The organism is Paenibacillus sp. LK1, from assembly GCF_002750415.1.
GTDB classification, from domain to species: Bacteria; Bacillota; Bacilli; order Paenibacillales; family Paenibacillaceae; genus Paenibacillus; species Paenibacillus taichungensis.
The window spans coordinates 336,111-351,655 of sequence record NZ_PEII01000001.1 but is presented as its reverse complement, the minus strand read 5'-3'; the positions used below and the strand labels follow the sequence as shown (position 1 = coordinate 351,655).

The 15,545-nt window shown below is 50.0% G+C and carries 12 protein-coding genes; 11 read left to right on the top strand and 1 reads right to left on the bottom strand.

All coding sequences use genetic code 11. The features are described from left to right. Positions 1–249 precede the first annotated feature (249 nt). The 11 genes from CS562_RS01640 to CS562_RS01590 all read left to right on the top strand — a co-directional run bounded on the left by CS562_RS01640 (position 250) and on the right by CS562_RS01590 (position 14,942). Positions 250–570 (top strand): hypothetical protein, encoded by a 321-nt coding sequence (locus tag CS562_RS01640; RefSeq protein WP_053783884.1) that lies wholly within the window; start codon positions 250–252, stop codon positions 568–570. A gap of 56 nt (positions 571–626) precedes the next feature. Further along, the gene (gene essC, locus CS562_RS01635) at positions 627–4,631 is read left to right on the top strand and encodes a type VII secretion protein EssC (protein ID WP_099853199.1); all 4,005 of its coding nucleotides are present in this window, start codon (positions 627–629) and stop codon (positions 4,629–4,631) included. Positions 4,632–4,647: 16 nt separating this feature from the next. Further along, positions 4,648–5,478: a hypothetical protein gene (locus CS562_RS01630; RefSeq protein WP_076289573.1), complete on the top strand. Its 831-nt coding sequence runs from the start codon at positions 4,648–4,650 to the stop codon at positions 5,476–5,478. A 6-nt stretch (positions 5,479–5,484) separates the two neighbouring features. Continuing rightward, positions 5,485–6,033, top strand: a complete 549-nt coding sequence (locus tag CS562_RS01625; protein WP_063566322.1) for a WXG100 family type VII secretion target — start codon at positions 5,485–5,487, stop codon at positions 6,031–6,033. 194 nt (positions 6,034–6,227) lie between these two features. Then, positions 6,228–6,503 carry a WXG100 family type VII secretion target gene (locus CS562_RS01620; RefSeq protein ID WP_017689071.1) on the top strand — a complete coding sequence of 92 codons (276 nt, stop codon included), beginning with the start codon at positions 6,228–6,230 and terminating at the stop codon, positions 6,501–6,503. Positions 6,504–6,660: 157 nt separating this feature from the next. Continuing rightward, complete coding sequence (locus tag CS562_RS01615; RefSeq protein WP_099853197.1) at positions 6,661–8,751, top strand: serine/threonine-protein kinase; 2,091 nt, start codon at positions 6,661–6,663, stop codon at positions 8,749–8,751. A 33-nt stretch (positions 8,752–8,784) separates the two neighbouring features. Then, on the top strand, positions 8,785–9,537 hold the full coding sequence (locus CS562_RS01610; protein ID WP_064639011.1) for a vWA domain-containing protein: 753 nt from the start codon (positions 8,785–8,787) through the stop codon (positions 9,535–9,537). An 11-nt stretch (positions 9,538–9,548) separates the two neighbouring features. Then, positions 9,549–10,391 (top strand): protein phosphatase 2C domain-containing protein, encoded by an 843-nt coding sequence (locus CS562_RS01605; RefSeq protein WP_099853193.1) that lies wholly within the window; start codon positions 9,549–9,551, stop codon positions 10,389–10,391. A gap of 189 nt (positions 10,392–10,580) precedes the next feature. Then, on the top strand, positions 10,581–11,387 hold the full coding sequence (locus CS562_RS01600) for an SDR family oxidoreductase (RefSeq protein ID WP_076289576.1): 807 nt from the start codon (positions 10,581–10,583) through the stop codon (positions 11,385–11,387). 179 nt (positions 11,388–11,566) lie between these two features. Next, positions 11,567–14,083, top strand: a complete 2,517-nt coding sequence (hrpB, locus tag CS562_RS01595) for an ATP-dependent helicase HrpB (protein ID WP_099853192.1) — start codon at positions 11,567–11,569, stop codon at positions 14,081–14,083. 256 nt (positions 14,084–14,339) lie between these two features. After that, positions 14,340–14,942, top strand: a complete 603-nt coding sequence (locus CS562_RS01590; RefSeq protein ID WP_063563227.1) for a general stress protein — start codon at positions 14,340–14,342, stop codon at positions 14,940–14,942. Positions 14,943–15,079: 137 nt separating this feature from the next. Here the strand turns inward: CS562_RS01590 and CS562_RS01585 are convergent, their stop codons facing one another. After that, the gene (locus CS562_RS01585) at positions 15,080–15,481 is read right to left on the bottom strand and encodes a YidH family protein (protein WP_257219296.1); all 402 of its coding nucleotides are present in this window, start codon (positions 15,479–15,481) and stop codon (positions 15,080–15,082) included. Between the last annotated feature and the right edge of the window lie 64 nt (positions 15,482–15,545).

The window sequence follows — 15,545 nt, the reverse complement described above, 5'->3', positions numbered from 1 at the left end:
TTATATGGAAGAAACACGCATAGTTTCGCATCCTTGCAATAATTAACGTGACTACTGCCTCGAAAGTTCTGAGTCGAATGGACGATATTTTAATATATACGTGGGTCATATGTAACAAAATTACAGGTTGCACATTGCAAACAGGGTGTTTATGTAAGAAAATAGGGATGGAATAGCGTTTCATCTGCATTATTTTGATTTAATTTGACACTAGGACAATTTACATATGAGACCATGGGAGGGATTATTTTGATTCTTACCGTGTATTCCGGCCGGGAGGAAGGCGAGTGGTTCGACATCGAGGTCCCGGATGAATGTACTATTGAACATCTGAAGACATTGCTGGGGGTCCGTATTTTCGGTCAGGCACCGGGAGAGGGCATTCAGTACATCCTTGAAGCCAAATTTCCGGAAGGGTTGTGGTTCTCGCCACAGAACACACAACAGTTAATGGAAACAGGGCTGCGTCAAGGAAGTTGTGTACGGGTCCAGCGGGCGTTTTCCACCACTTCTGAAGAAGCGCCGGTGTATGGAAGACGTTCATTGTTTCAGCAGGACAGCAACGAATGAACAATCTGAACGTATATATTGTTTACGGCAATGAAATATAAGGAGGTCTTCTCTTCGTGAATGTGTTATATCAGCGTTCTCCAAGAATGACACCGGTTCTCAAGGAAGAAAGGCTGGAAATTCTAAGGCCTCCTGCAGAACCAAACAAACCTACATTTTCAATGATTTCTATTATTGTACCGATCATGATGACGATGGTCAGCATCGGTTTCTACGTATATATCAATATGAGCGGCAAAATGAACAATCCCAATTATATGATGTTTCAGATGATGACGGTTATGATGATGCTTACTTCATACACGATTCCGTTTTTTGTATATCTGAGCAACAAGAAGTCCTATCGCAAAAAGTTGGAAGAGCGTACTACCATGTATCGTGCACAATTGGAGAAACATCGTGAAGAGCTGAAGGAAGCTCAAGCGGAGCAAGTGAAGAGTCTGTATGAAATTCATGGGGATCCCAATGTATGTCTTCAGTTGGTGAAGAATCGCAACAGTTCGTTATGGGAACGTTCCCCGGAAGATGATGACTTCTTGCAGGTGCGAATCGGCACAGGCGAAATTCCGTTTCGAATCAAACTTCAGGTTCCTCGTGTGGACGGTTATGAAAAGGATGAGTTAATTGAAGCGGCTCATGAATTGGCAGCTGAGTTCGAGACGGTGCCCGAAGCATCGATTACACTGCCTTTATTTCAGTCGAAAGTGATGGGGTTGGTCGGCAATCGTGAGGAAGTACTCGCTTCATTGCGCGTAATTATTTCACAACTGACCGTCCGTCATTCACCGGATGAATTAAAGATTGCTGCCTTTTATGAAGAAAAGGAATCAAAGGAATGGGATTGGCTGCGCTGGTTGCCCCACATTTGGGATGAAGATCAGGGACAACGCTATATGGCCGACAGGCACAGCGGTGCGCATCAATTGGCGGACAGCTTGTTTTCCGTGTTGAACCGACGGCGCAATAATAAGGAAGATCGCTACAAGAAAACCGTGCAAACTCCATGTTATGTGGTGGTTCTCTCGGATACGCAATTAATAGAAGAAGAGCCGTTGCTTCCCCTGCTGCTGGAATCAGCTCAGGAGATCGATGTATGTACCATCATATTGGCAAACCGTAAGGAATCGCTACCCATGCATTGTCAGTTAATTATGGAGGCTTCCAAAGGCAAGGGGCTTTATATCAAAAAAACCGAGGATGCCGACGTGATCAGGCAAACATACACGCCAGATGTGATTTCCAGAGAGTCCGCAGAGGCGCTCTCGCGTTATATGTCACCGATTCGTCTGAAGCGTTCATCCGCTTCGGATATACCTCAGGTGCTTCCGTTGTTCGACATGTTAAGCACATCACGAGTAGAGGATCTGGATGTGGTCACACGCTGGAGCCAGACACGATATCCGGACACACTTCCCGTACCTATGGGCGTGCGAGCTGGTGGCAAGAAAATTGCGATTAACTTACATGATAAAATCGAACGTCAGGGGCACGGCCCACATGGTCTGATCGCAGGGACAACGGGTTCGGGCAAAAGTGAAGTCATCCAGTCAATTGTGGCTTCTCTGGCTGCCGAGTTCCATCCACATGATCTGGCTTTTATGTTAATTGACTATAAGGGCGGAGGCATGTCGAATACATTTGTGGGCTTGCCTCACGTCGTCGGCACGATCACCAATCTGGATGGGAATTTGATTGAACGAGCCAATATCTCACTGCGGGCCGAACTGGTCAGAAGGCAAAAAATATTAAATGATGCAGGAAATCTCCAGCACATTGATGAGTATTACAAAATTCTGCGTTCCAGACATGAACAGCCGTTGCCGCACTTAGTTATCATCATTGATGAGTTTGCGCAATTGAAGCGGGATCAGCCGGAGTTCATGGATGAATTAATCAGCATAGCGGCCATCGGTCGGACACTGGGTGTACATCTTATATTGGCAACTCAGAAGCCTGCAGGTGTGGTCGATGATAAAATCTGGAGCAATTCGCGTTTCCGTATCTGTCTTCGCGTTCAAAGCGAAGGGGATAGTCGGGATATGATCAAAATTCCGAATGCGGCCTGGATCACCAAGCCTGGTCGTGGATATTTCCAGGTAGGCAGTGATGAAGTATTTGAGGAAATGCAATTCGCCTGGAGCGGTGCGCCGTATAATCAGCAGGAAGATACAACGACGGTACTGCCTGTTATGGAAGTTCGTTTGAATGGGAAACGGGAACCACTATTGACTGGAGAGCGCAGGGCTGTGCTCAAAGGGGAGGATGCGCCCAAGCAGCTTCAGGTATTTATTGATTATGTGGCAGAAGCGGCAGCAGAGGCGGGGATCACCCGATTACCTGGGCCCTGGTTGCCACCCTTGCCTGAGACACTGGAATGGGAAAGCCTCAATGACTGGCAGGAAGAAGAGAATCGTGAAGTATTGCTTGACGGCGGTGCCGCTGGCCTGAAACCTATAGTTGGCCTGCTGGATGATCTGCCTAATCAACGACAGCAGCCGCTCGCACTTCCGGTGGATCAGGGACATCTGGTTGTATACGGTATGCCAGGTCTGGGGAAAACGACGTTTGTGCAAACCTTGTTGATGTCACTGGCCCGTTCTAAACGGACTGAACCTTGGCATGGCTATATTATTGATATGGGGCGGATGATGAAGGATTTCGCAGGTTTGCCTCAGATCGGTGCGGTAATGATGTCTGAAGAGGAAGATCGGATCAAGCGGTTATTCCGATACATCCTGAAACTGTGTGCACAACGCAAGGACATGATCTCGGAAGCTGGGTTTAAGACAATATCAGCTTATCGTCGTACAGCTCATGCAGCCGTGCCGCAGATTGTAGTTGTTATCGATGGTTATCTTTCTTTCCGAAATGCGTATCCCGAGGAGAATGAACTTCTGGAAACGATTCTTCGTGAAGGCGGCAGTTTGGGAATCACATTTATTCTCACGGCCAACCGTGTTACGGATGTATTTGAGAAATTCAGAAGTAATATTCCTAATGCGGTTTCGTTTGAATTATCTGATCCAAGCGACTATTATTACGCAGTGGGTCGGCCGTCCAAGGCACCTAGCCAGCTTCCACCTGGAAGAGGACTAGTCAAAGGACAGGTTCCTCCATTGATGTTCCAGGCGGCTTTGCCGTCATCCGGAGCAGATGAAGGCAAGCGTTCTTCCGCTCTGCGCCGCATGATTGCAGAGATCAGAGAAAGCTGGAACGGAGAAGAAGCGCCGCAGATTGCGCCGCTCCCGGAAGAGGTTAAGCTCAAAGATGTGCTTATCCGTACAGGAACCTTCGGGCAAGTCGGAGACGTATCATCCTTAACAGTACCCGTAGGTTTGCTGACTGATGATCTTGAACCCTTCCAGCTGAATTTGCGTGAAGGGCCACATTTCATGGTTACGAGTCCGATGGAAGGTGGCAAAACGACATTTTTGCTGACCTGGATGTTATCACTTGCCTATCATACGTCTCCTGAAGACGTGCAAATATACACGGTAGATATGCGGTATGGTTCCGGAGGACTGGGGGAAATCAGCAGTTTGCCCCATGTCCGCGGACATGTATCCCGTGAAGAACAGCTTGCACCTGTGATCCAACAGTTGTACGATGAAGTTCTAAAAAGAGGCGAGTTAACCGGTGGACCGGAGATCGTTCTTGTTATTGACGATGCGGATACGTTATCCAAGCAATTAAATGATTTTAACGTGAAGGATCAATTGGGAGCGATCGTTCGTCAAGGACGGGATCGAGGTATACATGTGATTCTGTCAGGAGTTCCGGCAGACTTTCCAACCTTTGGTTCTGACTGGGTGAACGATGTGAAGGCTTCCCAGAGCGGATTGTTGTTCGGGACTTTAGACCCTAATGATCTCTCGTTCTTCCGTATTCCTTATTCGGAATCCGGTGGGAGTTCAAATGGGCTGAAGGTACTGCCTCCGGGTCAAGGTTATTATGTTAAACGTAAATATTCCAGGGTTAAAGGTGCAATTCCATGTGATGGCACCTGGAAAATGACTGATTGGATTTCTGAAATTCGTGACCGATGGCATGTTGTAGTTTGAGGGGAGGTGGCTCATAATGTTGACGGTTCATGATTCCAAGCAAAAGGTAGTCACTTTGCAAATAAAAGAGCTTTTTTTCCTGGCCGGGATTCTCGGTTCAGACCGATTGCTTGGCGTGGAAGATCCGTTCCGCGGATATATGGCGGAAGACATTGCTTTGGAGTGGGAACGTGTGAAAACATCCCTGCTTGACAAAGGATATCTGATTCAGGATCAGGACAGCAATGAGCTGATCATGACACCGACCGTTTTCTCCAGGGTAGCCATTGCGGGACTGTCCGACAGGGCTTGCTGGATTCGCTACACGCACAGCGGCAAGTCGTATGAAAGTTATGTGCACTGCACGGATGAACGGGTCGTTGAAGTATCTCGTGTTGCAGACGAACCGGATTCGTTCCGGCTGAGTGATTTGGGGAATGTTCGTGAAGCGATTGATTTTCTGATTCAACGGATGAATTGGAGTGGTCATTCTCCGGCGGAAAAGCCGGCTCTGATGTGCTCCAAGAAAAAATTCTATGATGTGATGAATGATCTGAAGAACAAAGAATTACAGGCAGTGGCTGATGAGTTGGTACAAGAGACGAGCGATCCCGAGGGGTCACTTGCGCTTGCGCGCTGTCTGGTGAACAAGGAATCAGAAGGAGAACTGCGGTTGCTTGTATGGAACGGAGAAGGATGGAATTCACAGTCTGCGGCTTTTGCTGCAAGTACGGTATCCAACTGGCTGTTTCGCATGAGTACTGCGGCTTCGGATGATTGGCTTGTTGCAGCACTGACGACGAGAGAACAGTTTCACGAGATGCTGCTGGACTGGCTTAAACAGCCTGCAGGGGAAGAGGAAAGGTGATGGTAAATGCGCATTCGTGTGGAACCGGATGTGCTTCGGGCACTGAGCAGGCAGATTCAGTATGCGGCGGAGCAAATACAACAAAAGATGACAGTATTGGATCAGGCCATTCATTCGTTGGAGTGGGATCTTGAAGCCCGCGCCGCGATCATGAATGAATGGAATCACAGCAAGCGACTCTGCGAAGCGGCAGTACGTCGTTTTATGGACTTGAGCGTACAGCTGGGACGCAAGGCCTTGTTATTCCAGCAGGTGGACATGGAGTATCGTACAGTGTTGAGTCATGTGAACACAGCCTATGGCAATGCGGTCAATATGTTGAATGTTCTTCAGACAGAGCGTGCAGGGGAGATTATGCCTGCGCATTCGGCAACTGCTGCTGTTGTATCCGATCCATTTTCCGCGGTAGCGGCAGTGTACCGTGTACAGGATGCCGCACCGCCTGATGGCTCACCGGCGACCCTGATTCAGGCTATGCAGCCTGAACCTGTGGCGTGGAGATTCACAGATCCCTCCTTTCGTGGGAGAAGAGGAACCGAACCTGTGGTTTCCTGAGCTCACGGAGGACAAGGTTGAATAAGCAAGACAGCAGAAAGTGAATTTTTTTATAAATAGGCTGTTAGGGGAAGTTTCGAATGCCAAAAATGGGGTAAATAGGATTAGGTCCTTCGGCTTTTGTCCGATCGATCCTTGTATAGTACAATTTGAACAAGCGAATTTAATTGCACAAACCAAGGAGGAATTTACAAATGGCAGGACGTATTTTAGTTACCCCAGAACAGCTTGATCAGGTTTCCAACCAATTTAAACAAAGCGGTGAGCAAAGTCAGCAAATCGTTTCTACATTGACTCAATCCATCACAAGCATGGAAGGACAATGGGAAGGTATGACGAAACAACGCTTCTTCCAAGAATTCCAGGAAGCTAGCAAACAAATGCAATCTTTCGTTCAGACGCTGAATAGCATCAGCGCGGAACTGACGGCTATTGCCAACAAATTCCGTACGGCTGACCAAGCTCGCTAATCTGCGATACATAGTTCGGGCAGGTTCCATATCCGAATTCGCCCAGAATCATATGCAGGAAGCAAGCTGAAGATTTACAACTACAGCAAAAACCGGGCGTTTTCACAACACCCGGTTTTTGTTGCACTATGACAGAATGACAGAGAGAGGGATGAGCATGTCTTTTCAACCAAATCCCGGGGATGAAGTGGTGATTAACGACATTGCCTATATCATTGGGCAGCATCCGGCTGCACCTGGCCTGGCTTACGCCCAAGCTGGAAGGCAGGGTATCGTCTATCAGTTGTTACCCCGTAACGGTTCCATAAGTGGGGCTAAAGCACTAAAAGTATTTTTTCCTAAATTCCGTATCCCGGCTATGGTGTATCAGTCTGAGCATATGGAGTCTTATAGTGAACTGCCAGGTTTGCAGGTATGCAAGCGTGATGTGCTCACTCCGGAAAGAAACGGAGCGCTCATTGGAGAACATCCTGATCTGTTGTATGCGGTATTGATGCCGTGGGTGCATGGTCTGACCTGGTTCGATGTAATCAGCGATCAGAAGCAGCTGACAGCAGAGGAAAGTCTGAAGCTGGCGAGAGCTCTGGCCGGGACCGGTTCAGCCATGGAACAGCGTGGGCTGGCTCATTGTGATTTGTCCGCACCCAATGTGATGATTCCGTTTTTTTCCGAAGTGGAGAACCTGCGAGGGGTTTCAGCAGTAGAACTGGTAGACGTTGAACAGATGTACGGTTCCAGAATGGATCGTCCGGATGCTTTGCTTGCCGGCTCACCGGGCTATGCGGCCCATCGGACAGTGAACAGCGGTTTGTGGAGTGCGTATGCCGATCGTTTTGCCGGAGCAGTTATCATTGCTGAGATGTTAAGTTGGTCTGATGCAGCGATTGTGGAAAAAGCATGGGGAGAAAGTTATTTTGACCAGCACGAAATGCAGACGGTAAATGAACGTTATTATGCCATGAGAGAATCGCTCCAGAAGCGCTGGGGCTCCAAGGTGTCAGATCTGTTTATTCGTGCCTGGGAGAGTCATGATCTCAGCAGCTGCCCTACGTTTGGCGAATGGTTTGTGGCGCTGGCTGCTGTGGATATCCATCTGGCAAGCGCAGCATCTGTTGAAGAATCTGAAGTTAAGGTTTCAGACCAGACAAATGCAGTCGAGACGAACCCGATTAAAGGGACAGGAGCAGGAAACGGTATATCGGATAAACAGGGAATTATGGATCAGAACGTGCCCGCCACGGAACCTTCACCTGGTCAGGAAGCGGTAGTCAATCGTCTCTTCCTTCAGGCGAGAGCATTGGAGGATGAAGGCAAACCGGCTGCGGCGCTCGAAGTGTATCGTTCACTACATCATTTCATTCCGGATAACAGTGCGATGCAGGTGGAAGTTGAGGCTGCGATTCAAGAGCTGGACGCGAAGCTAAATCCCAAGCATGATGATGCAGCTCAGCCAGCCAAGATACCTTTTTACCGATCCAAAAAGTTTATGATTTCTTCGGCGGTGCTGATTGTTCTGCTAGCTGGAACCGTACCAACGGTTAAAATATTGGCCGATCAGGCTGAGGTTAAACAGAAGGAGCAGGCGGCGGCTGCCAAGCAGGCCGAACAAAAGGCTGCGGAAGAGGCCGAAGCTGCGAGGCTGACTGCTCTAAAGCAGCAGGAAGAAGAAAAGAAACAAAAAGCGGCAGATGCGGCGAAACTGGATGCAGAGGAAAAGAAAAAGCTGGCTGAAGCGGAGAAAAAGAAGGCAGAGGCCAAGAAGAAAGAAGAAGAGCGTAAAGCACTTCAGGCCAAGTATGATAAGCAAGCGAAATATGAGGCTTATCTGGCCAAGCAGAAACAACAGAAGCTTGAAGCAGCCAAGAAGGCTGAACAGGAAAAGTACGACAAACAGGCGAAATATGAGGCTTATCTAGTCTGGAAAAAAGAAAATGACGCCAAAATTGCGAAGCAGGAAGCGGAGCGTAAGGCAGCAGCCGAGGCTCAGCGCAAACAGGAGGCGGCTCAGAAAGCTGCGCTCAAGAAAAAACGTGCCCAGAATGTCGTCACACTGATTGCCCATTACAATAAAGCGTATAATGCGCAAAAAGGCAGAAAAATTGAGAATGCCGAATCCTACGCGCGTGATTTTAAAAATCTGTACAATACCGATGCTACCTATTTCAAAGGTGTAGGTAAAGTGGCAGCACGAATGAATGCAATCAATAAATTCCTAAGCAATACGGATTATACATTACCCAACTTGTAAAATAACGTCAACGACGGAGGTGACACATCCCAGATGAACTATACTATTCAAGCATCCCAGCGCACACCCGCACTGATTATCTATCTAATTGATATTAGCGCCTCCATGAACATGGTTCTGGACAACCGTCGGCGGATTGATGTCGTCTATGATGCCTTATCTTTGGCTATTCGCCAAATGGTGTTTCGTTCGACCAAGGGCAACCGACTGACACCCCGTTACAGGATCGCGATTCTGGCATACAGCGACGATGTGTACGATCTGTTGAACGGGATAAAAGGAATTGACGAGATCGCTGCTGTAGGTTCCTTACCAGACTTAACACCGAAAAGATTCTCGGATTCAGCAAAAGCTTTCTTGCAGGCCGAGAAAATTCTGCAGGCTGAAATTCCAAATATGCAGGATTGTCCTGCACCGCTTGTATGTCATATGACCGATGGGGTAGCTACAGGCGAAGATCCGGAGCCCATTGCCAAAAGAATCATGGGTATGAGCGTGCCTGATGGCAATGTACTCGTCGAGAATATTTTTATATCCGATCATCTGCTGGAGGGCCCCATTCCGGAGCCGCGAAGATGGAAGGGAATATCCCAGGAGACAGTCCTCCAGGATGAACATGGGGAGAAGCTGCGCAATATGTCCTCGGTTCTGCCGGAAAGTTATCGTGAAATGCTGGTTGAGGCGGATTATTTGCTTTCACCTGGTGCATTGATGATGCTTCCTGGTACTTGTGCAGAACTGGTATCCATCGGGTTTCAGATGTCCGCTGCTACGCCTGTGAGATAGGAGGGGAAATCATGAGAGCGATGCGTTTGGCAACATTGTCTGCTGGAGATAAGGGAAGCCGTGCGGACCATTATCAGGGCAACTTTCGCTATGTGAGTGTCCAGACCGGGGAACAGCCGTTGACCCGATATCAAGGTACTTTCAAGTGCAGGTACGGTTATGGAAGAGCGGCGGAGACTGTTAATCAAGGAGACACCGGACAGGATTTTGCTGCTGTTCGCATGAATGGTAATGTATGTACTTTCGTATTATGTGATGGGGTAGGCATGAGTTACCTTGGTGATTTTGCTGCACGCTTTCTGGGGAACGCCTTGTTGGAATGGCTGGAAACGACACAGCATCCTTCTTTGGATACTATGGAGCGTCTGCTTCATGATTTGACCAGTCCGGCATCCGAACAGCTGGAGAAGTTGCAGCCTTTGGAAAATTCACCTGTACTGCTGCGGGAAGTGCTGATGGAGAAGCGGAGCAAGGGAAGTCAGGCCATGTATGTGTGTGGACGCATCGAGCTCTCGGCGGGCAATCGAAAAAGCAAAGTGTGGTTAGCCTGGCAAGGGGACTCCCGCATCCGTCTCTGGCGTAACGGTCAAGAACAATCGGCAGCATTTCAGGTGAACTGCCGTACGAATGAACGTTGGTCTACACTGGAGGGTCCGGTTGGTGGCAAACCGCATATCTATGAGGCTAAACTGTCTGCCAATGAAGTAGTTCGTCTTCAACTGTACACGGATGGCCTGAATGACCTGGATGCGATTCAGGCTTATATACCAGATGAGCACATCCAGGTACTGCTGGATGCCAGACATACCGGTGGGCTTGAAGATGATGCCGCTTTCATTGAGCTGGAATGGTAAGGTCGGGTGAAGCATTACGGGATGATCTGATTATGCTGCTAAAAATGGTGAGCCTTAACTGCGAAAAAACTTATCCGTATTGATTTAAAAGACACTCTTTTTGGGTAATCTTGTGAAGAATCTACTTACAGATATTGCATGAACGTACATTCTTACATAATTACTGAGCGAGAAGGAGTGGAATGGATAATGACACAACATAACGGAAAACCAAGATTCGAAGGCAAAGTCGCCATTATTACAGGTGCTGGTTCGGGGATTGGCAAAGCGGCAGCACTCAAACTGGCGAGTGAGGGAGCACATGTTGCACTGCTCGATCTGGTTAATGATCGGATTTCGGAGACGGAAGCCGAAATTAATAAGCTGCGTGCAGGTGCGGCAAGAGCATTCGATGTAGATATTTCCGATCCTGCCCGGGTGGAAAAAGCAGTTCTGGAGACCATTGAATTGTTCGGCGGTCTGGATATCGTTTTTGCCAACGCAGGTATTAATGGTGTATCGGCACCGATTGAAGAAATTCAGGTTGAGGATTGGCAGCAGATTATTACGACCAATCTGAACGGTACTTTTTTTACGATCAAGTATGCACTGCCTCATATGAAGAAACGTGGTGGCGGTAGTATCATTATCACGAGCTCCATTAATGGTAATCAGCGCTTCTCCAGCTTTGGCATGTCGGCGTACAGTACATCTAAGGCGGGGCAGGTTGCTTTTGCGAAGATGGCTGCGCTGGAATTGGCGAAGTTCAAGATTCGTGTCAATGTCATCTGTCCTGGAGCGATTGCCACAAATATTGACCAAAGTACGGTCAAAACGGATGAGTTGCATCAAATCGTCATTCCGATGGAATTTCCGGAAGGCCAGCAACCGCTTGCGGACGGACCGGGTCAGCCAGAGCATGTCGCTGATCTCGTAGCTTTCCTGGCTTCTGCGGAGTCCAGACACATTACAGGTGCGGAAATTGTCATTGACGGTGCAGAATCTCTGCTGAGCTAAATGAGCATTTTGTATCCATCCATAGAGCGACTTTCAATCAGCGTCGTGAACAAGTTAAATGGAAGGATGTAAAATGTTGAAAATGGATGTATCTATGAAGTCGTTCCTCTGGAACGGCTTTTTTTGTTATAATGCTAACATTCGAATAGACACGTGGAACATTAATTAGGAGAGATGAGATGAAGACGGATTTACCGATACAACAGATTATTCCTGAGCTGAGGTTGTTATTTCAGAAGAAGGATACAGGTGTGTTAATTGCGGAGCCGGGTGCGGGTAAAACGACCGTAGTCCCGCTGGCACTTCTGGAGGAGCCATGGGTTGCTGGACGGAAAATCATTATGCTGGAGCCCCGCAGACTCGCCGCTCGCTCGGCAGCTGCACGAATGGCAGCTTCACTAGGTGAAAAAGCAGGACAGACCGTAGGGTATCGGGTGCGGATGGATACGCGTGTAAGTCAGTCCACTCGCATAGAAGTGGTGACGGAGGGTGTATTGACCCGGATGCTTCAACAAGACCAGGGCCTGGAAGACACGGCGATGATTATCTTTGATGAATTTCATGAGCGGCATCTACATGGTGACCTTGGTTTAGCGCTTGCGCTTGAATCCCGGGCCATGCTGCGTCCAGATCTGAAACTTCTAGTGATGTCGGCCACACTGGACCCGGCTCCTGTCTGTGCGTTGCTTGGCGAGGGAACCAAATGGATTGACTGTCCTGGACGAACGTTTCCGGTGGAAACCCGATATGTATCCAAACCGGCATCCGAGCAGATCGAGACTTTTACGGCTCAGACCGTCGTTAAGGCACTGACAGAACAAGAAGGGGATGTGCTGGTTTTCCTACCGGGTGCAAAAGAAATCCATCGCACAGAGCGAGAGCTGTCCAACCGTATGCTTCCTGCTTATGTTGAGGTACATGCTCTATATGGCAGCATGCCTGTAGAACGGCAGGATGAAGCTGTGCGACCCGCAGATGAAGGTAAACGGAAGGTTGTGCTGTCCACGTCCATTGCCGAATCCAGTCTTACCTTGGCTGGAGTTAAAGTCGTGGTGGATGCAGGGCTGAGCCGTGCGTCTGTATTCTCGCCGCGGACCGGCATGAGTCGGCTCGTTACCCTGCCGGTGTCCAAGGCGTCAGCCGATCAGCGGCGAGGGCGCGCGGGGCGGATTGCACCGGGCGTGTGTTACCGGCTATGGAGCGAAGAGGCCCATGGCGTACTGCCTGAGGCAGCAAAGCCGGAGATTGCCTCCGCGGACCTTGCGCCGCTGGCGCTGGAGCTTGCCGCCTGGGGTGTCCAGTCCCCTGCAGAGCTGCAGTGGCTGGACACCCCGCCTGCCGCAGCCTACGGCCAGGCACAGGCGCTGCTGCGCCAGCTGGGCGGCCTGGACGAAGCAGGCCGCATCACGCCCTTCGGGCGGCGGATGAACACGCTTGGCGTGCATCCGCGACTGGCCAGCATGCTGCTCCGCGCGGCGGAGCTCGGGCTGGCCAGCTACGCCAGCATGCTGGCGGCACTGCTGCAGGAGCCTGCGGGCCTCCGCAGCAGTGGCAGTGCAGGCGCGGGCACCGATCTGCGCCCGCGCGTGGAAGCGCTGCTGACTGCGGACAGCAGCGGCATGCCGCAAGCGGCAGCGTATGTCGCAGACGTCGCTGCCGTGCGGCGCATGCTCCAGGAAAGCCGCCAGCTGCGCTCGGCGCTCGGCCCGGCGGCCGATCCGGGACGGCCGGATGAGGACAGCTGCGGATGGCTGCTGTCCTTCGCTTATCCGGACCGGATTGGGCAACGCCGGGAGGACGGCCGCTATCTGCTGAGCAGCGGCCGTGGGGTACGGCTCGCAGCGACAGAATCGCTGAGCCGTTCAGCCTATCTGGTCGCAGCCGAAGCCGACGACCAGGGCGCGGATGCGCGCATCCTGCTGGCTGCGCCAGTGCAGGAGAAGAGATTGCTGGACTTGGGTCCACATCTGTTGCATGAAGAAGTTCAAGTGGCCTGGGACCGAAACACCCGCAGTGTGCGAGCACATAGAAGGCTGCAAATTGGAGCCATTACGTTGAAAGAGAGCAGTATTGCACAGCCACCCGAAGACCAGGTGCTCGAAGCATTACTCTCAGGAATACGTATCGAGGGGCTGGATTGCCTGCCCTGGACAAAATCATCACGACAGCTGGCGGACAGGATGCGCTTTTTGCATCATCATGTGCCGGAATGGCCTGATCTCATCGAAGATCATCTGACCGAAGAACTGGCAGAACATCTCAGCCCTTTTCTGACAGGCATGCGATCTGCTGCGGATCTCAAGAGATTGTCGATGCAGGATGTGCTGCTCGGCGGACTGAGCTGGGAACAGCGACAGCAATTGGATCGTGAAGCTCCTACACATATACAAGTGCCTAGTGGTTCACATATTCCGGTGGACTATAGCCGACCTGAAGATCCTACGCTCGCGGTGAGACTGCAGGAGATGTTTGGACAGCAGGAGACCCCGCGTATTGGTGGTGGTCGAGTACCACTGACCATACATTTGCTTTCCCCGGCGCAGCGGCCTGTACAGGTCACACGAGATCTGGCCAACTTTTGGCGGGAGACTTATTTTGAGGTGAAGAAAGACTTGAAAGGTCGTTATCCCAAACATTATTGGCCGGATGATCCGCTCGAAGCGATAGCGACTAACCGGGCTAAACCACGAATTTAGCTAGAATGTGTTTTCCAGCCTCGGTCTGAGAGTTGGGTCTGAACGTGCTCTGAGTGGGCGAGTATGCGATCGGCGGATTTGTGTCTTGAGTACTAACGAACCACGTGCAGGCCCTAACGCGGTGACCCGCTGCATATCAATGGTCGGTCATTCTCCTAGTCCTTTAAGGATATGATATTGCGGTGGAAGGGTTTGAAAGAAAACAAGGCGGGTAATAACATAGCGAACCACTCAATTAGATGAGGAGGGATTCACTATGCAGAAGAAAATCGTAGGTGTGTTTAATACAGAACGTGAGGCATCTTCCGCAATCGAGGGACTGAAAGCGCAAGGATTTACTTCAGATGAAATCTCGGTAGTTACACAGGATCGGGATGAACTGAAAGCTATTCGCGAAGAGACGGGTACAAAAGCGCCCGAAGGTGTAGCTGCAGGTGCGGCAACAGGCGGAGTGCTAGGTGGAGTAGCTGGATTGCTCGCTGGTATTGGCGCATTGGCGATTCCGGGCATCGGTCCTATTCTGGCCGCAGGCCCTATTGCCGCAGCCTTTACGGGTGCAGCTGTAGGTGCAGGAGCAGGCGGACTTGTAGGTGGACTCGTGGGTCTCGGCATTCCGGAAGAGGATGCAAGACAGTATGAGGAATACGTGCAAAGTGGTAAAATCCTGCTACTCGTGGACTCTACGGATCGGGACACGGATGTTTATGACGTGTTTAGCAGTAACAGTTATGTGAACCGGGACAGAATCGATGTCAATCGGGATGATGTTACGGTTGAGCGCACGGATCTCGATATGGAAAATCAAAGATTGGAAGCTCGGGATAAGGCCGCTCGACTTGGCAACAATACTTTTCTATAATAAATCGGTTCAGTAAAGACAGGAATCTTCAACTGGAATGACATAAGTGAGCCACCAGGTGGTCATCAGCCGGTTTCCTTTAGAGGAAGCCGGCTTTTGTCCCTGTTTTAACTTCCTGCTGTAGCAAGGTTCAGGTGTTAAACCTGCCAGGCAGGGAATAACAATACATACAGTAATACGGCCAGGGCCAGTCCGATCACCAGCAGCATCAGCGTCAGGAACCGAATCAATTTCGTGGATGCCTGGAATGTTTGTGAATTAATCTGATTGCGTTTTCGGTGATAAGCGGAAGCAGAGCACAGGATGATCAGAATACCACTGACCAAGGAAGTAATACCAATGATGATTGCTGCGATATGGGCCATCCGATCATATGCCGTTGAACTGAAGCCGAAGCCGGCTGCAAGAAAGCCAATGCCAACCATGGCAATGCCGGTACGAACCCAGGCCAAAAAGGTCCGCTCGTTGGCCAGATGCTGTTGTACATATTTGGAGTCAATGGTAGTTATGCTTTGGTCTGTATCTGAGATGTGAATCACCCCGTTCATCAATATATGGCTTTATTGTACGTCGTTTTCATGGCAAAACCAAGAAAGGAGGCTG

Coding starts and splice junctions, on each gene's coding strand:
- CS562_RS01590 (WP_063563227.1), top strand. CDS start 14,340: ATGCAGAAGAAAATCGTAGGTGTGTTTAATACAGAACGTGAGGCATCT.
- CS562_RS01625 (WP_063566322.1), top strand. CDS start 5,485: ATGCGCATTCGTGTGGAACCGGATGTGCTTCGGGCACTGAGCAGGCAG.
- CS562_RS01605 (WP_099853193.1), top strand. CDS start 9,549: ATGAGAGCGATGCGTTTGGCAACATTGTCTGCTGGAGATAAGGGAAGC.
- CS562_RS01630 (WP_076289573.1), top strand. CDS start 4,648: ATGTTGACGGTTCATGATTCCAAGCAAAAGGTAGTCACTTTGCAAATA.
- CS562_RS01600 (WP_076289576.1), top strand. CDS start 10,581: ATGACACAACATAACGGAAAACCAAGATTCGAAGGCAAAGTCGCCATT.
- CS562_RS01620 (WP_017689071.1), top strand. CDS start 6,228: ATGGCAGGACGTATTTTAGTTACCCCAGAACAGCTTGATCAGGTTTCC.
- CS562_RS01610 (WP_064639011.1), top strand. CDS start 8,785: ATGAACTATACTATTCAAGCATCCCAGCGCACACCCGCACTGATTATC.
- hrpB (WP_099853192.1), top strand. CDS start 11,567: ATGAAGACGGATTTACCGATACAACAGATTATTCCTGAGCTGAGGTTG.
- CS562_RS01615 (WP_099853197.1), top strand. CDS start 6,661: ATGTCTTTTCAACCAAATCCCGGGGATGAAGTGGTGATTAACGACATT.